The sequence below is a fragment of the Marinobacter sp. SS5-14b genome, assembly GCF_030541005.1.
Taxonomy (GTDB): Bacteria; Pseudomonadota; Gammaproteobacteria; order Pseudomonadales; family Oleiphilaceae; genus Marinobacter.
In genome coordinates this window covers 93,022-111,462 of the sequence record NZ_JASSVM010000002.1, presented here as the reverse complement: position 1 = coordinate 111,462, position 18,441 = coordinate 93,022, and the positions used below count along the sequence as shown (strand labels likewise).

At 58.7% G+C, this 18,441-nt stretch carries 17 protein-coding genes; 9 read left to right on the top strand and 8 right to left on the bottom strand.

Annotation, left to right across the window (positions count from 1 at the left end; genetic code table 11):
• Positions 1 to 88 precede the first annotated feature (88 nt).
• From rluF to QPL95_RS04545, 4 genes are all read left to right on the top strand, one after another.
• A complete protein-coding gene (rluF, locus tag QPL95_RS04560; protein WP_303289823.1) occupies positions 89 to 1,105 on the top strand; it encodes a 23S rRNA pseudouridine(2604) synthase RluF in 1,017 nt (338 codons plus the stop codon).
• A 111-nt stretch (positions 1,106 to 1,216) separates the two neighbouring features.
• Positions 1,217 to 1,849: a MarC family protein gene (locus tag QPL95_RS04555; RefSeq protein ID WP_303289822.1), complete on the top strand. Its 633-nt coding sequence runs from the start codon at positions 1,217 to 1,219 to the stop codon at positions 1,847 to 1,849.
• 35 nt (positions 1,850 to 1,884) lie between these two features.
• Positions 1,885 to 2,469, top strand: coding sequence for a gamma-glutamylcyclotransferase (locus QPL95_RS04550; protein WP_303289821.1), 585 nt, complete (start codon positions 1,885 to 1,887; stop codon positions 2,467 to 2,469).
• Between the two features lie 140 nt (positions 2,470 to 2,609).
• On the top strand, positions 2,610 to 3,044 hold the full coding sequence (locus tag QPL95_RS04545) for a hypothetical protein (RefSeq protein WP_303289820.1): 435 nt from the start codon (positions 2,610 to 2,612) through the stop codon (positions 3,042 to 3,044).
• On the opposite strand, the gene QPL95_RS04540 is transcribed toward QPL95_RS04545, so the two are convergent.
• Positions 3,004 to 3,942: a DMT family transporter gene (locus tag QPL95_RS04540; protein ID WP_303289819.1), complete on the bottom strand. Its 939-nt coding sequence runs from the start codon at positions 3,940 to 3,942 to the stop codon at positions 3,004 to 3,006. The two genes, QPL95_RS04545 and QPL95_RS04540, sit on opposite strands and share 41 nt — an antisense overlap.
• 236 nt (positions 3,943 to 4,178) lie before the next feature.
• On the opposite strand from QPL95_RS04540, the gene QPL95_RS04535 reads away from it, so the two are divergent.
• Positions 4,179 to 5,153, top strand: a complete 975-nt coding sequence (locus QPL95_RS04535; protein WP_303289818.1) for a LysR family transcriptional regulator — start codon at positions 4,179 to 4,181, stop codon at positions 5,151 to 5,153.
• On the opposite strand, the gene QPL95_RS04530 is transcribed toward QPL95_RS04535, so the two are convergent.
• Both QPL95_RS04530 and QPL95_RS04525 read right to left on the bottom strand, forming a co-directional pair.
• Positions 5,098 to 6,141 (bottom strand): lipase secretion chaperone, encoded by a 1,044-nt coding sequence (locus QPL95_RS04530; protein ID WP_303289817.1) that lies wholly within the window; start codon positions 6,139 to 6,141, stop codon positions 5,098 to 5,100. The two genes, QPL95_RS04535 and QPL95_RS04530, sit on opposite strands and share 56 nt — an antisense overlap.
• A gap of 61 nt (positions 6,142 to 6,202) precedes the next feature.
• Positions 6,203 to 7,168, bottom strand: a complete 966-nt coding sequence (locus QPL95_RS04525; RefSeq protein ID WP_303289816.1) for a triacylglycerol lipase — start codon at positions 7,166 to 7,168, stop codon at positions 6,203 to 6,205.
• 249 nt (positions 7,169 to 7,417) lie between these two features.
• On the opposite strand from QPL95_RS04525, the gene QPL95_RS04520 reads away from it, so the two are divergent.
• Complete coding sequence (locus QPL95_RS04520) at positions 7,418 to 8,272, top strand: AraC family transcriptional regulator (RefSeq protein WP_303289815.1); 855 nt, start codon at positions 7,418 to 7,420, stop codon at positions 8,270 to 8,272.
• On the opposite strand, the gene QPL95_RS04515 is transcribed toward QPL95_RS04520, so the two are convergent.
• Entirely contained in the window at positions 8,269 to 10,770 is a 2,502-nt protein-coding gene (locus tag QPL95_RS04515; RefSeq protein WP_303289814.1) for an acyl-CoA dehydrogenase, read from the bottom strand. The two genes, QPL95_RS04520 and QPL95_RS04515, sit on opposite strands and share 4 nt — an antisense overlap.
• A gap of 207 nt (positions 10,771 to 10,977) precedes the next feature.
• Between QPL95_RS04515 and QPL95_RS04510 the strand changes: the two genes are divergently transcribed.
• Positions 10,978 to 12,621 carry a methyl-accepting chemotaxis protein gene (locus tag QPL95_RS04510; protein WP_303289813.1) on the top strand — a complete coding sequence of 548 codons (1,644 nt, stop codon included), beginning with the start codon at positions 10,978 to 10,980 and terminating at the stop codon, positions 12,619 to 12,621.
• Here QPL95_RS04510 and QPL95_RS04505 read toward each other — a convergent pair.
• Entirely contained in the window at positions 12,611 to 13,501 is an 891-nt protein-coding gene (locus tag QPL95_RS04505; protein ID WP_303289812.1) for a prenyltransferase, read from the bottom strand. The two genes, QPL95_RS04510 and QPL95_RS04505, sit on opposite strands and share 11 nt — an antisense overlap.
• 30 nt (positions 13,502 to 13,531) lie before the next feature.
• Positions 13,532 to 14,419: an AEC family transporter gene (locus tag QPL95_RS04500; RefSeq protein WP_303289811.1), complete on the bottom strand. Its 888-nt coding sequence runs from the start codon at positions 14,417 to 14,419 to the stop codon at positions 13,532 to 13,534.
• 91 nt (positions 14,420 to 14,510) lie between these two features.
• Here QPL95_RS04500 and QPL95_RS04495 point away from each other — a divergent pair, with 91 nt between their 5' ends.
• Positions 14,511 to 15,704, top strand: a complete 1,194-nt coding sequence (locus QPL95_RS04495; RefSeq protein WP_303289810.1) for a MalY/PatB family protein — start codon at positions 14,511 to 14,513, stop codon at positions 15,702 to 15,704.
• Positions 15,705 to 15,707: 3 nt separating this feature from the next.
• On the opposite strand, the gene QPL95_RS04490 is transcribed toward QPL95_RS04495, so the two are convergent.
• Together QPL95_RS04490 and QPL95_RS04485 are read right to left on the bottom strand one after the other, a co-directional pair.
• A complete protein-coding gene (locus tag QPL95_RS04490; protein WP_303289809.1) occupies positions 15,708 to 16,646 on the bottom strand; it encodes a DMT family transporter in 939 nt (312 codons plus the stop codon).
• 40 nt (positions 16,647 to 16,686) lie between these two features.
• Positions 16,687 to 18,099, bottom strand: a complete 1,413-nt coding sequence (locus QPL95_RS04485) for a succinylglutamate desuccinylase/aspartoacylase family protein (RefSeq protein ID WP_303289808.1) — start codon at positions 18,097 to 18,099, stop codon at positions 16,687 to 16,689.
• Positions 18,100 to 18,282: 183 nt separating this feature from the next.
• On the opposite strand from QPL95_RS04485, the gene QPL95_RS04480 reads away from it, so the two are divergent.
• The gene (locus tag QPL95_RS04480) at positions 18,283 to 18,441 is read left to right on the top strand and encodes a YqaE/Pmp3 family membrane protein (protein WP_004581060.1); all 159 of its coding nucleotides are present in this window, start codon (positions 18,283 to 18,285) and stop codon (positions 18,439 to 18,441) included.

The window sequence follows — 18,441 nt, the reverse complement described above, 5'->3', positions numbered from 1 at the left end:
TTGCCCTGACGGCATCCCGATGGGATGATGCGCGGGTTGCATTGTGCATCCCGTACGTTATTTCACCATCTGTTTTCGGCAGGGCTTTATGGTCACCAGGACATCCACCCGTTTGAACAAGTACATCAGCGAGAGCGGGATGTGTTCCCGGCGCGATGCTGATCGCTACATTGAGCAGGGTAATGTCCATATCAATGGCCGCCGGGCTCAGGTGGGAGATCAGGTGCTGCCCGGCGACACCGTGAAGGTGAATGGCCAGCTGGTGGAGCCACGGGATGAAGAAGACCTGATTTTTATTGCGCTGAATAAACCGGTGGGTGTGGTCAGTACCACCGACAGTGCGGAGAAAGACAACATTCAGCGCTTTGTCGGCCACAGTGAGCGGATTTTCCCCATCGGCCGTCTGGATAAAGATTCCCAGGGGCTGATTTTCATGACCAGCAACGGCGATCTGGTTAACAAGATCCTGCGGGCCGGCAACAACCACGAGAAAGAGTATCTGGTGACGGTCGACAAGCCGGTTACCCGGGAGTTTGTTGAGGGCATGAGCAATGGCGTGCCGATTCTGGGTACGATGACCAAGCGTTGTCCGGTGGAACAGGTGTCCCGGTTTGTTTTCCGCATTACGCTGGTGCAGGGCCTGAACCGCCAGATCCGGCGCATGGCCGAGTATTTCGGCTATGAGGTGACCAGGCTGGAGCGGGTCCGGATCATGAATGTCAGCCTTCGGGGGTTGCCCATGGGGGCCTGGCGCGATCTGACTGAACAGGAGCTTCAAACCCTGTTTGATGCCATTCGCGATTCGTCATCCGAGGCGGCAGAAGGGGTCTCCAGCAAGCCCAGGAAGAAGTCCGCTAACCAGAAAAGCTCACGCCAGGGCGCCGGCGGTAAACCGGCAAGGGCCGGTGCAAAGCCCGGGGGCAAACCAGCGGCTGGTCGCGGCGGCAAGGCGCCTGGTAGACCTCCCGTCAAAGGGCGAGGCAAAGGAGCCGGAACGGGCCCCGGTCGGCCCGCTGGCAAGCCGGGCAGCCCGAAATCCGGGGGGCGCAAAACCGGCCCCAAGGGCAAACCCTCGAAGCCGCGCAAGCCTTCCATCAAGCGCTAGTGATGGCTGCAGGCATCTGTTTTTGCGATAAATAGGTTCTCTTCCTTACGGCAGAACCAAGCCCCAGGCGCTATGCTTACCGGCTTTAACCCCCTTGCCGGATTTGCCAGAATGCTTGAGACGTTTTTCTCCACTTACATCAGCAGTACCATTCGCTTTTTGTTCCTGCTGGCGCCGTTCTTTGTGGTCACCATGTTCCTGGCGCTGACCCGGGGCCTGCCGGCGGCCGAGAAGGCTTCAATCATTCGCCGTGCCTGTATCTCAGCGTTTATTCTGGGTGTAGTGCTGTTCTTTGCCGGCCCGTTGTTGTTCAGCGCCATCGGCATTACTCTGAATTCGTTCCGGATTGGTGCTGGCAGCCTGCTGTTCCTGACAGCGATCAGCCTGGTTAACAGTGGCACCCGCAACCACGCTACCGGTTTGCCTGACGAAGATCGTGATGACATTGCCGTGGTGCCGCTGGCCATACCGGTGATGATTGGCCCCGCCACCATCGGTGCCATTCTGGTGTATGGCGCGGAATTGAAGGCCGTGCATGAAGTGGCTGGCGGGCTGTTGGGGCTGGTGTCCGGACTGTTGATACTGGCCGTGTTGCTGCGCCTGTCCGGTTATCTGGAGCGGGCCATGGGCAAAACCGGCCTGAACATCATGTCGAAGATCAGCGGCCTGATTCTGTCGGCGATGGCGGCGGAAATCGTGCTCACCGGTATTGCCGGATTTATTGCCAGCACGCAGGGTATCTGACACACCTCGACTTATTATGGGAACCCGGAACGACTATGCCCGCCAACACCATTGACCACAATCGCTCCCGCTACAACTTTGCCGGCATCGATTCGGTCTGGTTGTTTGGTTACGGCTCCCTGATCTACAAGGTGGATTTTCCCTTTCTGGAGCAGCGGCCTGCATCGATTCGTGGCTGGGCCAGGCGGTTCTGGCAGGGCTCCCATGACCATCGGGGCACACCGGAAGCACCAGGCAGGGTGGTCACCCTGATTGAGCAGCCCGGGGCTGTCTGTAAGGGCGTGGCGTACCGGGTGTCGCCCAATGTGTTTGAGTATCTGGATGTGCGGGAGAAGAACGGCTATTTGCGCTTCAGTACCACCATGACCTTCGATAACGGCAGCCACGCGGAGGGCCTGGTGTACATCGCCACGGAAGACAATGAGGCGTTTCTGGGCGAGGCCCCGGAAGCGGAGATTGCTCGTCAGATTGCCCGGGCCTCGGGGCCGAGCGGTCCCAATTCTGAGTACCTCCTGCGTCTTGCGGAGTCGCTTCGAGCCCTGGGTGATGACTGCTGTCATACCTTTGAGATTGAATCCCTTCTTAAGAATGCCGAGCCTGTAGAGCGTTCCGGCCGTTAAGTGTCAACCTGGGTAAAGCTTGTGCAAAGCCGGGCTTCAGGCGCTGACATCGTCCTTCTATTCGGTAATCTGACGGAAAGGCTCTGCGGAATGTCTCCGTGTAGCATGAATCCGGTCGGTTAACGGATAGGAGCGTTATCATGAAAAGAGTTCTGATCAGCGGTGTATTGATGGCCGCGCTGGGTTTTGCCGGTGTGGCACAAGCCGACGGCTATCGTGGTGAAGGCAACCCTCCGGACATCCAGAAGCAGCTGGAGCGTGGTAAGGCATTACCGCCGGGTCAACAGAAGAAATTTCTGAGATCCGAATGGCGTGACAGAGACGACCGCCATTATGGCAAGAAGCACCGGCATGACCGTCGTGATCGCCATGAGTACCGGGATCGTGATCGAGATCACCATCGTGACAGGAATGCCTATCGTGACCGGAATAGTTACCGGGACCGGAAGGATCACCACCATTACCGGGACGGTTACCGGGCTTATTTCAGCCACAACGACCGGCTGGCACCTGAGCATCGGGTCGCCCGGATTATCAGGGATACCCAGATACTGCTGGATCACTCGCGCCGGTAACTTGGGCGGCTTGGCCGTCTTGCCGGCTGGCGGGGTTAAAGCCCCGTGCCGGCGAGCGGCGCCGGTGGCGCAGGCCGATCAGTACCAGAGGCACCACGATCATGGTGCTGCCGGCCAGGAACCATAGGTCCGGCACTTCGCCAAACCAGATCCAGCCGATGCCCACCGCCCAGATCAGCCCGGTGTATTCGGCGCTGGTGACCTGGTTGGCGTCTACCTGTTTGTAGGCCAGCAAGACGGTGATGTTGTAACCCAGAATGAACAGCGCGGAGCCGGCAGCGCTGAACAGGATCTCCCCATTCCAGCTGGCACCTTCCCACCACGCCAGTGCGGCCGCAGCTGGCACGATCAGCACGTAATTCAGAAACAGTTTGTGCACGGTGCTTTGTTCTTCGGGCAGCTGGCGCACCATTACGGCGTTGATGGCCAGGGCAAAAGCAGAGCCCAGTGCGGCGATTACGGCCCAGTTGAATTCCACCGGGCGCAGGATAACGATGATGCCGGTGAACCCGCTGAAGACGGCGACCACGCTCAGGGGCGTGAGCTTCTCCCGGAACAGGAACACCGACAGCACCATGACGAGTATGGGCGCGGCGTAGAAGATGGCGTTGGCGGTGGCCAGGTGCAGGTTGGTGAGGGCGATGACCATGCACACGATGCCGGCAAGGTGGATGTGAGCGCGCAGGGCATGGATTTTGAGGCCGCTGAACAGGTGTTGGCGGTCGAGTTGTTTGGCCAGGGGCAGCAGGAAGGCCAGGGTCAGGAGGCAGCGCAGGAAGGCGAACTGGAAGATCGGTGCGTTCGGTTCCAGGAGTTTGATGAAGACGTCTGAGATCAGGGCCATGGCGTTGCCGATGACCAGCAGAAGGATCGCGCTGTTGACGGTTTTGCCTGACACTTCTTTGCTCCTGTTGTTGCTTGTCTCTGGCTTCGGTGCAAGAGATGCTTGGTCAGGTTGCTTCCGAAAACCGCTGCGAGTACATCCATGTACGCTTGCTTTCCGCCATCCATGGCTCCAAGCATTTTCGGAAGCAACCTGACCAAGCATCTCCTTAAGCTGTGAGTGGGAGTCTATCTGTGCTTAACTATCCGATAAAATGATCATTCTTCATTAGCTATTAGAAAATTAGATACATGAAACTGCCACCCCTCAAAGCCCTCCCCGTGTTCGAAGCCGTGGCACGGCTGAACAGTTTTTCCCAGGCCGCTGAAGAGCTGGCTATCACCCAAAGTGCGGTCAGCCACCAGATCAAACAGCTGGAAACCTATTTGGGTGAGCGCCTGTTCTGGCGTTCGGGACGGAAGGTGACGTTGACGGATGAGGGGCGGCAGTATTTTGATGCTATTGGTTCTGCGTTGTTGCAGATCGAGCGGGCCAGTGAGCAGTTGTTGGGGCATGAGGAGTCGCGGTTGCGGTTGTCGGTGTTCAGTTCGTTTGCGGTGCGGTGGCTGGTGCCGAGGTTGCCGGATTTGCAGCGGTTGCATCCGCAGATTGATCTGGCCCTGGAGATGAGCAGTGAGAATCCGGTGTTGTCGGATCGGGTGGCGGATTGTTTTATTACGATTCATCGGGATTCACCCGCCTACAGTTACGATCTGCTGTATGAGGAGCGGTTGTTTCCGGTGTGCAGTCAGGATTACTGGCAGCGTATCCGCCGGGAGCTGGGGCGGGATGTGGCGCCGGAGGGGCGGGGTGAGAGCCCGGTGAGCTCTGATGACATTGCCCGTTTCCCGTTGCTTTCCACACACAGTATTTTCGACAAGCCGGCTGGCGATTGGCAGGCGTGGTATCGGGATGCGAATCAGCCGTTGCCGTCCGGTGCCCGGGTTCAGCATTTCAGTCATATGCTGCTGGCGCTGGAGGCGGCTCGGTTTCATCAGGGCATTGCATTGACGAATGATTACATGCTCAGTACCCGTAAGGATTCCGAGGATTTTGTTCGGCTACCGGCGCACTCGGTGGTGACGGGTGATAAGTTTTACTTTGCCTGGAAGACCAGCCGGCGGCAGGAGCGGGGCATTCAGCTACTGCGACGTTGGCTGGTGGATGAAGCTATTCGGGGCGGGTTGCGGTCAGAGAGCGCTGAGCATCAGCATCCAGCGCCCTGACCCTTAGTTGCTCTGGGCCAGTAAAGAGCTGTTGTTGCAGTTGGCTCAGGGCGGCTTGCTGGTCTTGTCCGCTCAGGCCCGCGTTTTCGAGGCTGGCTTTTTCCCGGTGATAGTGGTGGAGCCGCTGTTGCCATTGCTGCTGTTGATGATCCAGCTGCGCCAGATTGGTGGCTGCGGTCTCGCCCAGGTTCCGGGCTCTGAGCTGGAAGATGTCGGCGTCGGTTGCGCCCTTGCTTCTCATTGTTTCTGTCTTTTCAAACACGTCTGCGTTGATCATGCCCCGGGTTCGGGTTTGCTGCACGGTGTCCGGTAAGGTGCTTTCGAGTTGTGCCAATTGCCGGACCTTTTGCTGCTCGGTGAGCGCTGTGTTCTGTTCAATTTCCAGCTTTGACAGCGTGAATTCATCAAGCTGTGCTTCTTCGCCGAAGAAGGCCGCCTGTATTTGTGGGGTGAAGTGTTTCGCACGTATCGACTGCAGGGTTTGCTGGCGCATTCTTAACGCCTTGAGATCAAAGCCTTGATCATCCAGTCCGGGTGGGAGCGATTGGTCCAGTTCGGTGAGTGACAGCCGGTAGTCGACGTATTGGCTGAGTAATTCCAGGGCCTGGCTCAGGGCGGGCTCCGTCAATCGGTTATTCAGGGAAGCCCGTATCCGGCTCAGCACGCGGTCCATGGGTTCCCGGTCCAGGTTGGCCAGGTGAAAGTCGAACAGGATGCGCAGGCGACGATCCGGGATCAGGTGACCGTTGGTATCCAGGGAGACGGGTATTTCTGGCTCCAGTCCGATGAGTTCCGGTGGCAGGTTCGCTGCCTCTGAGGCGTTGTCGCTCTTGCGTGCCAGGCTGTGAACTATGGGTTTGTCACTCTGGGCGCCCTGCGCGTCTGAGGTTGGATACGGCATCGCGGTGGGGCCGGCGTGGTTCAGAGCCAGGGCACCGATGATCACCACCAGCCCGGCGCTCAGAATGAATGTGTTGCGCTTGTTCATATCGCTTCCAGGGTCGATGGCATGCAGCCCGGCCGGCGCTCGGGCCCGCCGGGACGTTGGTTTACAGGCCAGCGTTTTTCAGGCGTCTGGCGTGGTTGCGCATCAGGGTCAGGGGTGAGGTTTCAAACAGGGACACCATGCCAAGCACCTGGTTGTTTACGTCGATATGGTTCATGGAGTAATCGTCGCGAATCACCTGCCCGAAGTGGCTGGAGCAACGGCCGGTGACGCCATCGCTGGCACCTGGAATGGCCAGGCTGGTGAGGCCGAACAGGGTGTCTGAGGGGTCCAGGCCGGTGGTGAATCGGGCGGTTCCGCTCCATGAGTAGAGGCGGATGGGGTGGCCATACAGGTTAACGCTGGACGGGCCCTGGCCGCAGTCGGAGGTGGGAACACCCGCAGGGAACAGGTTGTTGAAGGCGGCGGCCCCGGGTTTGTTGAATTCCGAGAGCATAGCGTAGATATCGGAACGGTCGGCTTTGTTGGCCGATAACAGATTGACGAGGTTGCCCACCGTGTTCGCCAGGGTTTCAAAACCGACGCCCCGTAACGAGCCTTCCGGCGCGGTGCCAGTCAACACGTCGGCCAGCGGTGAGCCTTTGTGGGGCGAGTGCAGGGTTGTCACGGAAGCCACCAGGTCGGGCCGAACGTTCATCACATAGCGTGCGGTGATTCCGCCCTGGCTGTGGCCGATCAGATTAAACCGGGTGATGCGACCATCCGATGCGGCGCGTATGGCATCCAGTTGCTGGATCAGCCGTTCACCACGCATGGACGAGCTGTCGAATGCGTTGATTTTGGGCACGTAAACTGTGGCTCCCTCATCTTCCAGAGCGCCCGGAATCCGGTACCAGTAATCAATGCCGGCAATGGTGTCGAAGGCGAAAATGCCAGGAACCAGCACAATGGGGTGTTTGGTTGCCCCCTTGTTTTTTGAGCCCCAGAGCCAATCGAAGAATCCGGCTTGTGCCGGCAGAGAAATGCTGAGTATCAGCGCAACAATGGCGCTTTTGATCCATGGGTTCATGGTGTCGTTCCATTTTATCTTTGTTATGAGGAGGACTGCTTTTAATCATGCAGCTCGAATCTACCCATGGACCGGGCCACCGCGCTTGTAAGAACTGACGAGTGGACGCGTTAACGAAAAAAAGGCCCGATATGATCACGTAACAGACATCTTCCTGAAGTGATTGTTGCGTTATGCCTATAAACTGGGCCAAACAGACAACAACAAGAAACCGTTTGCCCGCTGCCTGATCGTCGTGGGCAAATACCGATGCCCATGAAAAATCCGCTTTCAGATCTGCTGTATCTCTGGCCCCGGCGCACGTTGTTCGTGGGGCGCCTGTCGCAACCTATTGAGTTCTGCCAGGCCGCCGCATCGCTGGTGGTTGGAATTGAGGGGCCAGTACAGTTGGCCCTGCCGGATACGCAGTCTGTCTGGCATGAGCACGCGCTGATGATCGCACCAGGCAAAAACGTCAGGATCGACACTGGTGGCCAGTTGGTGGCTGCGTGTTATCTGGATGCGCTGGGAAGAGATTTCCGACTATTGTCGCAACGCATGGCCAGGCACGAGGCAGGGGTTTACTCGGGCCTTGAGGACGAACAACACCTCAAACACTGGCTTTCATCGCTTTATTCCGCGCCGACCACGGCTACGGATACCTATGACAGGCTGGAATCCCTGATCAATCCGGGGGCTTGGGCCTATCCGACGACGGAGCCCAGAGTGGCCCGGGTGGTGGAACTGATTCAGTCAGAGGTCGCCACCAATGTGTCGGTGGAGGAGCTGGCGAGCGCAGTGAATCTGTCGGTGTCGCGATTGGTCGAGTTGTTCCGTGCTGAGGTCGGCGTGCCTGTAAGACGTTATCGGCAGTGGCACCGTTTGTTTGTGACTTTTACCGGGATAGAGCGGGGCGCCTCACTGACGGAGTCTGCGATTGCCGCAGGCTTTGCGGATTCCTCCCATTTTTCCCACACCTTTAGAATGACGCTCGGTATGAAATCCTCGGACATTGTAGCAATGCTTTCTGGTCGCATTTATGTGGGCGGAAGTGACCCCATGGCCGCCATACCCGATAGCCAGGCCGGAGCAGTAACTTCTGCTCCGGCTGACAACCCGGGTTAATGTTTTGCTGGCCGCTCAACCACCTTGCGCTTGCCCTTCGCACCTTTGGCCAGGGCTTTCAGGCCATCGGCGTCGAAGGCATCCACGCGGATGACGTCGTACAGGGCGGTCAGCGCTTCTTCCAGTTTCGGGCACTCATCCGCGGTGACAATGCCCTGGGCGCAGGCCCAGTCCACCAGTTCTTTGCGTTGGTGGCCCATCAGCAAGGCAATGCCATCCAGCTCGTCTTCGTCGCGGCTGCGAATCGCTTCATGCAGGCGTTGGCGCATGCCGGCGGTCTCATTGGCGAGTTTATAGGCATTGAGCACGCGCCCCAGCGGATCGTCCGGGTCCAGATTCACGAAGGTGCCGCGACTGATGCGCTGGCGCACCGGGGTATCATCCACAATCGTGGCGGCTACCCGCGCGCCCAGTTTGTCATCCGGGCCGTTCAGGCCGGTCGCGCCCAGCGGGAATACGATGAGTCGCAGCGGCCAGCGCAGCGCGGCCACGGGGAAGTTGATGATGGCTTCACGCATGGCAACTTGCAGGTCGTGCAGGCAGGTTTGCAGGCTCCATTCCACCAGATCCCGCTGGTCTTCCGGGTAGCCTTCTTCGTGCCACTGCTTGATCACGGCGGTGGCGTAATACAGATGCACCAGGCAGTCGGCCATCCGGCCAGACAATCGCTGGCGGGCTTTCAGGCCACCGCCAACGGTCAGCAGGGTGACATCCGTCATCATCGCAAAAGCGGCTGAGAATCGGCCCAGCTGGCGGTAATATTGCTGGATCTCGCCGTGCCGAGGTGCGGTTTCCAGCCAGCCCTTGCTCAGGCCCAGTACAAACGAGCGCAGGGCGTTGCGGGTAGTGTGGGCCAGGTGGCGATAGAAGATGCCGTCGAATTTTTTGGCGGCCTTGTCTTGATCTTCCATGCCCGCCGCTTCGATTTCCTCAACAATGAACGGATGGCAGCGGATGGCGCCCTGGCCGAAGATCATCAGGCTGCGGGTCAGGATGTTGGCGCCTTCGACGGTAATGCCAATGGGTACGGCCTGATAGGCCCGCGCCAGGAAGTTGCGGGGGCCGGTAATAACGCCACGGCCAGCCACTACATCCATGGCGTGGTTGATTACTTCGCGCATCAGGTCGGTGTTGCGGTACTTCAAGACGGCCGAGGGCACGGCCGGGCGCACGCCGCGATCAAGCATGCCAACGGTGAGCAAACGCGCGGCATCCATCATGTAGGTGTAGCCGGCGATGGGTTCCAGGGCTTCCTGCACGCCTTCAAACTGACTGATGGTGCGGCCAAACTGTTCCCGGGTGTAGGCGTATGAGCCGGTAGCCAGGCTGGCCAGTTTGCCGGCGCCGGTGCCGAGTGCGGGCAGGGAGATGGAGCGGCCAATAGACAGGCACTCCAGCAGCATGGTCCAGCCTTTACCGAGCATATCCTGGCCGCCGATCACCTGGTCCATGGGGATGAACACTTCGGTGCCCCAGGTCGGCCCATTCATGAACACGGTGTTCATGGGCAGATGCCGGGTACCGGCGTTCACGCCGTCGGTGTCACGGGGCACCAGCACGCAGGTAACGCCAATGTCGTCCTGCTCACCCAGCAAATGCTCCGGGTCATAAACCTTGATGGCCAGGCCAATCAGGGTAGCGACGGGTGCCAGGGTAATGTAACGCTTGTTCCAGGTGACCTTCAGGCCCATCACTTCTTTGCCGTTCCACTGGCCCTTGCAAACGATGCCTTTATCCGGGATGGCCCCGGCGTCGGAGCCGGCCACCGGCGAGGTCAGGGCAAAGCAGGGGATTTCGTCACCACCGGCCAGGCGCGGCAGGTAGTGCTGTTTTTGCTCGTCGGTGCCGTAGTGCATCAGCAGCTCGCCGGGGCCCAGGGAGTTGGGCACCATGACGGTCACCGCCGCGGAGACACTGCGGGTAGAGATTTTCATCACGATTTCGGAGTGGGCGGTGTTGGAAAAGCCCAGGCCGCCATCCTCTTTTGGGATCACCAGGCCGAAGAAGCCTTTGCTGCGGATGAATTTCCACACCTTGTCGGGCAGATCATAATGCTCATGGGTGATCTGCCAGTCGTCCAGCATTTTGCACAGCTCTTCCACCGGGCCGTCCAGAAACGCCTGTTCTTCGCTGGTGAGATGAGCCGGCGCGGCATCGAGCAGTTTGTTCCATTCCGGCTTGCCGGAGAACAGTTCCCCGTCCCAGTCGACCGATCCGGATTTCAGAGCCTCTTGTTCGGTATCCGAGAGCTTGGGCAAGCGCCCCCGAACCCAGCCCAGTAACGGTCGGCTGAGCTTGTCCAGGCGCAGGTCGCCGGGGAGGGTAACCAACAGGGCCAGAGCCAGCAGCAGGCCGCCAATCAGGAAGCTGAGAAGGTGCCAGTCATCCTGGGCGACGCCAATCACGGTGGCCACAGACATCACGATGGCGGCAGTTTTGCCACCGATGCTGAAATAGATCAGCACCAGGGCGCTGAGTAAAAGGAGCATAACGCTCATGGACAGACCTCCATATCATTAACGAAACCGGGCAGATTTGCTCCTAACCATCGGCCAAATTCTAAACAGTTGCAAGTAAAACACCTGCTTAGGAAGGCATCGGTATTTTCATTACACAAATCATTCACAAAACCTTTCAAATCTATCCAATCTATTCCTTTTGCCAATCGTAATACCTGTCACTTAACAAATATTCGGAGTGCTGTTATGACTGGCCAGTTAACCGTAGCAAAACGCCTTGCGTTAGGATTTGGTCTCATCGTATCGCTGCTGGTGCTGGTCAGTATTGTCGGCAATCATCAGGTCGGGTTCATTGATAAAACCCTGACCTCCGTGAACGAGGGTGCGTCTCTCAAGCAACGGTATGCCATTAACTTTCGGGGCAGCGTCCATGATCGGGCGATTTCCATCCGGGATGCTGTTCTGGTCAGCAGCGATACCGAGCTGCGCAAGCACCTGCGGGACATAGAAGGCCTGGCGGCCATGTACCGGGAGAACGCAGACAGTATGGCGCAGTTGTTTCGCGAACAGGGTGCAACCGATAACGAACGGCAGTTGCTGAGAGCCATTGAGTCGATTGAAAGTCAGACTCTGGCACTGACGGAGGACTTGATTGACCTGCGCAATAACAATAGCCCGGAAGCTGCCCGGCAGTTTCTGTTGACTCAGGTATCGCCGGCCTACAGCAAATGGCTTGCGAGCGTAAACGCGTTTATCGATTATCAGGAAGACACGGTTGCGTCGGACCTCGATGAAGTGCGTGCCGCCGCGAGCGGGTTCAATACTATGATTCTTTCCTTCACCGGTGTGTCGGTGTTGCTGAGCGTCTTGATCGCATTTTTCATTATCCGCCAGCTCAAACGTGTACTGGGCGCGGAGCCTGAGGAAGTGGCCGAGGCAATCCGGCAGTTGGCAGACGGGCAACTGGTTCAAAGCCTCAAGACCCGCTATCCGGGCAGTGTCATGGGCGCACTGGTGGATACCATTGAGCGGTTGACCGGCATCATTCGGGAAGTTCGCTCAGCCTCGGAAGAGTTGTCGTCGGCTTCCAGCCAGCTTGAGAGCACCTCTGACAATAACAGCCAGCAAATTCGCATGCAGGCCGCCGAGGCTGAGCAGATGGCCACAGCGGTCAATCAGATGGCGGCTACGGTCAACGAAGTCGCCGGTTTTGCCGCCAATGCCGCGACCGCAACCCGCAAAGCGGATACCGAAGTCGAAACGGGCAATCTGGTGGTGAAGCAAACCGCAGCGTCCATCACCGAGCTGGCCGACAAGCTTGAACAGGCGGCGGCGTCTGTGAACCGGGTTTCCCAGGACAGCAGCAACATCGAGAAAATTATTGAAGTGATCAGTGGTATTGCTGAGCAAACCAATCTGCTGGCCCTGAACGCGGCGATTGAAGCCGCGCGGGCAGGTACTCATGGCCGTGGATTCGCCGTGGTCGCGGATGAGGTTCGGTCGCTGGCCTCACGCACCCAGGACTCGACCCGTGAAATTCAGGATATGATCGGCCGATTGCAGGCCGGTGCCGGTGAGGCGGCCAGTGAAATGGAAAGCAGCCGTGAACGGGCCCGGGTGACGGTGGAAAAGACCGCGGAAGCCGAAACGGCTCTGGTCAGAATCCGGGAGGAAGTCGCTTCGATCAACGACATGAACGCTCAGATTGCCAGTGCGGCGGAAGAACAGAGCTCGGTCGCCGAAGAGGTAAATCGGAACATTGCCAGAATCCACGACGGCACGTTGGAAACCTCGGCCGGGTCAGACCAGGTGGCGGCTAGCAGCCGAGACCTGGCGGTGCTGGCTGGCCAGTTGCGCTCCCGGGTCAGTGTCTTTCAATTTACAAGCTGAGCCCGATGATCAAAAGAGCCAGGGTAGATAGAAGAACCGCGACGTTGAGGCCCAGGAGCCGGTTCAGTGCCTCTGGTCTGCGCAAAGCGCCAGGCAGGCTCACGCTGATCCAGAGTGCGGCCGGCAGAGGCGCGAGGGCGAGCAGGCTCCAGGGTGGCAGCACGGAAGTGGATACGGCCGCGATAATCAGCAGGTAACTACCGAGTAGCAGCCCCGCCACCAGCTTGCTTGCATCCTGTGCTCCCAAAGTGATAACCAGATGCCGCCGGCCAATCTTCCGATCGGCCTCGGCATCGGGAATCTGGTTGATCAATAACAGTTCGCATACCAGGAGTAGCGCCACGCTCGCGCAGATGACAGCAGTGGTGTCGAGCTGAGCACCGAGGGCAATGAGTGTGCCCAGCACCATGACCGGGCCGAAGCCGATGCCCGGTGCCAGCAGGCAGAGCCAGGGGGAGCGGGTTATCCAGCGGGTGTAAGTGAGCACCAGGATGACACCGGCGGCACCCAGTACCAACATCGGCAAGCCGCGAAGCCACAGAAAATACCCACCGATGGCCATCACCAGCCCCAGCGTACTGAGCCCGGCCCAGAGCACCCGGCGGGCCGCAGAGGGCACGTCCGGCAGGGCACCGCTGCCACCGGAGAAGGGCGTGCGGGCGGTGATCATGTCGAGCCCGGAGGCAAAGTCTTCGTATTCATTGATCAGATTGACCGCTGCATGGGCCAACACCGCACCGACGAATACCAGCAGGGTGTCGAGCAGTGCCGGTGCGCTATCCTGACGCCAGGCGATGGCCAGCCCCAGCCCAACGCACAGCGGGGCAAGAACCAGAAAGTTGGGGCGGGACGCGCGAACAACGGCAACCGCTTCAGACATGGATAACGCTTCCTTGTGACGTTTAGCAACTCACACGTAGCCGGAGGCAAATACCAGCCCCAGTACAACCGGCATGACCACCAGGCTGCCAAGATTGCTCAATAATACCAGCGAAGCTACCTTATGGGGTTCCTGCTGATACTGCTCCGCCACCATGTAATTCAGTACCGCCGGCGGCAGGGCGGCAAATACCCAGAGGCTGGCGACCTGAAGGCCCGGAAGGTCGAGCAGCGCAATCATCGGCCAGGCCAGCAAAAGACCACTGGCAGGGCACGCGATCGCGCCGATCATGCCGAGCTTCCAGTCACTGAAATCCACATCCAGCATGCGCACCCCCAGGGCAAACAGCATCAGCGGAATACAGACGCCACCCAGCATGTTCAGGGTTTCCAGCAGCCAGCCGGGCAGGGCAACGCCGCTGAAGTTGACCACCAGGCCAGCGATGCTGGCAAACACAATGGGCAATCGTAGCCGCCGAATGATGGAGGTGTGGGGGTCCAGCATGTAAAGTCCGACGGAAAAATGCAGCAGCATTTCCACGATGAATAGCACAATGGCTGCGGGCAGAGCGGCCTCGCCAAAGGCCAGCACCAGCAGCGGAATGCCCATGTTGCCGGAGTTGTTGAACATCATGGGCGGCAGAAAGGTTTTCAGGTTCAGGTTCAGCACCCGGGCGATCGGGTACAGCACAATGCCGGAGCCCAGTACCACCACGGATGCGGCCAGGGCGAGCCCACCATAGTCTTGCAAGGGCGCCTGCTGGTCTGCGAGGACGGCAAACACCAGCATGGGCACAAACAGTTCCATGTTCAGGATGTTCAGGCCCTGAATGTCCGGTGTTCGGTATCGGCCATAGAGGGCACCGCAACCGGCGATCAGGAACACCGGTAGCATCGTGGACAGGATTTGGGCGATCATAAAAAGTTCCGAAGCGGGCCGTCAGGTAAACCGACAGGTTCGCAAGTCTGCATCTGTTCGGCAAGTAGCCGTTGGTATCGCCTGGAGGAGGATGTCTGTGACGACCGATTTTGACCAGCCAGTAGTGCGGGAACACAGCTGTTCCGTGAAATTCGATGCCCGCAAGGCGGTGTTTGGCCGCGAGGATGTTATCCCGGTGTGGGTGGCGGATATGGATTTTGCCGCGCCGGAAGCCGTGACTCAAGTACTGAAAGCCCGGGCCGAACACCCGGTGTATGGCTACACCCTGTTCCCGGACAGCCTGTATCAGTCGATGATGGACTGGTTCGCCGCCCGGCATGGCTGGCACATTGAACGTGAGTGGATTCTGATGGCCCCAGGCGTGGTGCCCTCACTGCATGCGGCCTGCATGGCCTACGCTCAGCCGGGGGAAGGTGTGATCATTCAGCCGCCGGTATACCCGCCGTTTTTCAGCTCGGTGCGCCAGAGCGGACGTCAGGTGATCGAAAATCCGCTGCTGCAGGATGACCGAACAGGCCAGTACCGCATGGATCTGCACCATCTTGAACAGTGCGCTGCCCGGCCTGAGGCGAAAATCCTGATGTTCTGCTCACCCCACAACCCGGTTGGCCGGGTGTGGTCGGAGGCAGAATTGCAAGCGGTGCTGGATATTGCCCGCCGGTATCAACTGGTGGTGATCTCCGATGAAATTCACTGTGACCTGACCTTCCGGGATAAGCCCGCCCACCGAATACTGGCCACCCTTGCGGCCCCAGACGATGCGCTGGTCACCGCCGTTGCGCCCAGCAAAAGCTTCAATATGCCGGGGCTGGGGCTCTCGGCCCTGGTGATTCCCGATGCACAGCGGCGCAAGGCCATGAAAGCGGTGTTTGATTCCATGCATCTGCCCCAGTGCAACCCGTTCAGTGTGGCCGGCTTCGAGGCCGGGTATCGCCACGGGGCTGAATGGCTGGACCAGCTGATGACTTATCTGCAGGCCAACCGGGATTATGTGGTGCAGCAGGTGACCGACCGGTTGCCGGGGCTTCGGGTATCGGTGCCTGAAGGCACCTACCTGATGTGGCTGGATTGTCGGGAGCTGGCACTGGACGATGTCGGGCTCAAGCGATTTTTTGTGCAGGAAGCCGGGGTGGGGATGAACCCGGGAATCTCGTTCGGCGAACCCGGGAGCGGCTTCATGCGGCTGAACATCGGCTGCCCCAGAGCGGTTCTGGAGCAGGTTTTGACCCGCATCGAGATGGCGTTGGCGCAACGCTTGGCCTGAAGGCTAGCTCTGATACAGCGGTTTTTTCTGGCCGGCCCGGGTGGCGAGCAGCAGGCCGGCAAGGATCAGTACGCCGCCAATGATGTGGAAAAGGCCCAGGCTTTCGCCCAGAAATACGCTGGCGAGAACCGAGGCAAACACCGGTGTCAGGTACATGAAAATAGCTGCATTGGCAGGGCCTATTTTGTGTACGCCGTGGTTCCAGAAAGCATAGGCCAGAATGCCCGGGAATATGGCAAAGTAGAGCAGCGGCAGAACGGTACTCTGCGACAGCTCGAAGCCGCCGCTGACGAACAGGACATCCACCAGAAAGAACGGCAGAATCACCAGCGTACCCAGCAGTATCTGCGCGGTGAGAAAGGCCAGTGCCGGCAGCGGCACCGCCTGGCGCCGAAGCAGCACGGAGAACAGCCCCCAACTGAACACAGCTGCGACCATGATCAGATCTCCCGGCTGTGCTTGCAGGCCGGTCAGTACGGAGAGATCACCCCTGGCCACGACCGCGAGAATGCCCAGAATGGCCAGGCCAATACCCAGGGCCTGAACCGGCCGGGTCCGGTCTCCCAGGAGTATCCAGGACAGCAGCGCCACAAAAATCGGGATGGTGGAATTGAGCAGGGCGATATTGGTTGCGGTGGTGGTGATGGCGGCAAAATACAGCAGCGAGTTAAAGGCTGCCACGCTGAAGGTGGCCAGTGCCAGCATGGAGCCCAGATGCTGGCGGACCACATGCCGCTGGCGCCAGAGCCCCGGAAAACCGAAAGGTAACAGAATCGCCAGAGCGATAACCCAGCGCCAGAACGACATGGACAGTGGTGGGATGTGAGCCACCGTGCCTTTGGCTACCACTGCATTGCCGGCCCAGAACAGCGGCGTCAGAACCAGACCGACATAGGCCAGGCCAGGGATTCGGGACAGTATCCCGGCATTTGTTGTAGCCACACAGACCCCTCGAATGCTGGTACATCAAACGCGCAGGATACTACTCTCCCGGAATTTCTGCCTCCGTACCAATGTGGTAGGCGGCAAAGCCTGCCATGACCACCTGATCTACCGCCATGCCGATCACCCGGCCATTGGCGTCAGAGCGTATGGGGTGCTGTTCATTGGTGATCGGATCGGAAACGTAGCCCAGAATTTCACCTTTGGACACGTTGTCGCCCAGCCCAACATCGCTGAACAGGATGCCGCCATGCTCGGCACGAATCCAGATGGAGTCGTAGTAGATGGGTTCCGGATCACCCCACACGAACATGCGGGAAATCATCTGATGTCTTTCCATCAGGCTGTTCAGGCTGTTCACGCCGGCCTTAATCTGATGCTCCTGGATTCTCAGGGACTCACCAGCTTCCAGAGTAACCGCACGGATACCAGCCTCCACCGCCGCAGAACGCAACATACCGGGCGATCCTGAGCTATGGACAACGGCCATGCGGTCAAAACCCTGGGTAAACACCGATACGTCCGGGTTGTTCATGTCAGCTCGCAGTTGCGGCAGATTGGTGCGTTTGAGCGATCCCGTATGAATATCAACCAGCATGTCGCAATGGCTGATGACGTCGGTGAACAGTGAATAGGCAATGCGATCCGCCAGGGAGCCATCGGGGCTGCCCGGGAAGTGCCGGTTCAGATCACGCCGGTCGGGCAGGTATCGGCTGCCTTGCTGGAAACCGCTCAGGTTAACAATGGGAACGCCAATTACCCGGCCGCTCAGCTTGTCCGGGTTCAGGTCATACATGGTGCGCCGAACAATCTCGATACCGTTAAGCTCGTCACCGTGAATGGCGCCGGTCAGGCACAGCGTGGGGCCGGTGTGTGCGCCATTAACAACCAGTACCGGTGTTGTCTGGGACAAGCCGGCTATCTGGATTTTAGGCGACCAGGCCAGGCGGGTTGATGTCCCAGGCAACACTTCTTTGCCCAACAGGACAAAGGTTTCAGAGGGTACGGGCTGCTTCTCGACGATGTCTGGTTTGGCTTCTGTGGCCGGTTCTGCTTGCTCCACCGCCAGCCCTTCCGTCTCCACCGCAGTGTCGGTCTCCGGTGTAGGTTCAGGCATGGGCGCGACCTCTTTCAGGTCAACATTTGGAGCAATCTCCCGGGGTGTGGCAACCGATGCCTCAGCCGGCTTTTCTGTCACTGTGGCGGATTCCGGCGCTTCCTCACTCTCGCTCCCGGCGTTCTCTATGCGCTTGGCTTTGCTCCGTCGTGGCTCCGAATGGACCACATCCTCGACATTCTCGTCCTCTGCCAGCTGTGACACCAGCTGGCTGGCGACCAGTGTTTTACTTTGGGTATTACCAGCCTCCGCCAAAGACGCCGCTGGCATCAGCATGACCAATAAACCAGCGATGAGGTGGTGCGAAACAGAATTTTTACATCTTTGAAACAGCATAAGTCCTCGAGTACCCGACCAAACGGCCCAAGCTTAGGGTCCATAAAGAGTCATGAATACCGCTGTGACGAACCTTTAATGCCACTTTCATGATTCCGGGCCGAAATTGACCGGCCTATTGTGTATAACAGGGTTATCTTGCAATGATGTGAATTGTTATACGCCTGACAGGGAGAGAACTGTATGGACCTTTTGCGAATTCTGATTGCGATTTTGTTACCGCCGTTAGGAGTTTTTTTACAGGTGGGGATTGGTAAACATTTCTGGATCAACATTCTGCTGACCATTCTTGGCTATATTCCGGGCATTGTTCATGCGGTCTGGGTAATCGCCAAGAAATAG

Coding starts and splice junctions, on each gene's coding strand:
- rluF (WP_303289823.1), top strand. CDS start 89: ATGGTCACCAGGACATCCACCCGTTTGAACAAGTACATCAGCGAGAGC.
- QPL95_RS04555 (WP_303289822.1), top strand. CDS start 1,217: ATGCTTGAGACGTTTTTCTCCACTTACATCAGCAGTACCATTCGCTTT.
- QPL95_RS04550 (WP_303289821.1), top strand. CDS start 1,885: ATGCCCGCCAACACCATTGACCACAATCGCTCCCGCTACAACTTTGCC.
- QPL95_RS04545 (WP_303289820.1), top strand. CDS start 2,610: ATGAAAAGAGTTCTGATCAGCGGTGTATTGATGGCCGCGCTGGGTTTT.
- QPL95_RS04535 (WP_303289818.1), top strand. CDS start 4,179: ATGAAACTGCCACCCCTCAAAGCCCTCCCCGTGTTCGAAGCCGTGGCA.
- QPL95_RS04530 (WP_303289817.1), bottom strand. CDS start 6,141: ATGAACAAGCGCAACACATTCATTCTGAGCGCCGGGCTGGTGGTGATC.
- QPL95_RS04525 (WP_303289816.1), bottom strand. CDS start 7,168: ATGAACCCATGGATCAAAAGCGCCATTGTTGCGCTGATACTCAGCATT.
- QPL95_RS04520 (WP_303289815.1), top strand. CDS start 7,418: ATGCCCATGAAAAATCCGCTTTCAGATCTGCTGTATCTCTGGCCCCGG.
- QPL95_RS04515 (WP_303289814.1), bottom strand. CDS start 10,770: ATGAGCGTTATGCTCCTTTTACTCAGCGCCCTGGTGCTGATCTATTTC.
- QPL95_RS04510 (WP_303289813.1), top strand. CDS start 10,978: ATGACTGGCCAGTTAACCGTAGCAAAACGCCTTGCGTTAGGATTTGGT.
- QPL95_RS04505 (WP_303289812.1), bottom strand. CDS start 13,501: ATGTCTGAAGCGGTTGCCGTTGTTCGCGCGTCCCGCCCCAACTTTCTG.
- QPL95_RS04500 (WP_303289811.1), bottom strand. CDS start 14,419: ATGATCGCCCAAATCCTGTCCACGATGCTACCGGTGTTCCTGATCGCC.
- QPL95_RS04495 (WP_303289810.1), top strand. CDS start 14,511: ATGTCTGTGACGACCGATTTTGACCAGCCAGTAGTGCGGGAACACAGC.
- QPL95_RS04485 (WP_303289808.1), bottom strand. CDS start 18,099: ATGCTGTTTCAAAGATGTAAAAATTCTGTTTCGCACCACCTCATCGCT.
- QPL95_RS04480 (WP_004581060.1), top strand. CDS start 18,283: ATGGACCTTTTGCGAATTCTGATTGCGATTTTGTTACCGCCGTTAGGA.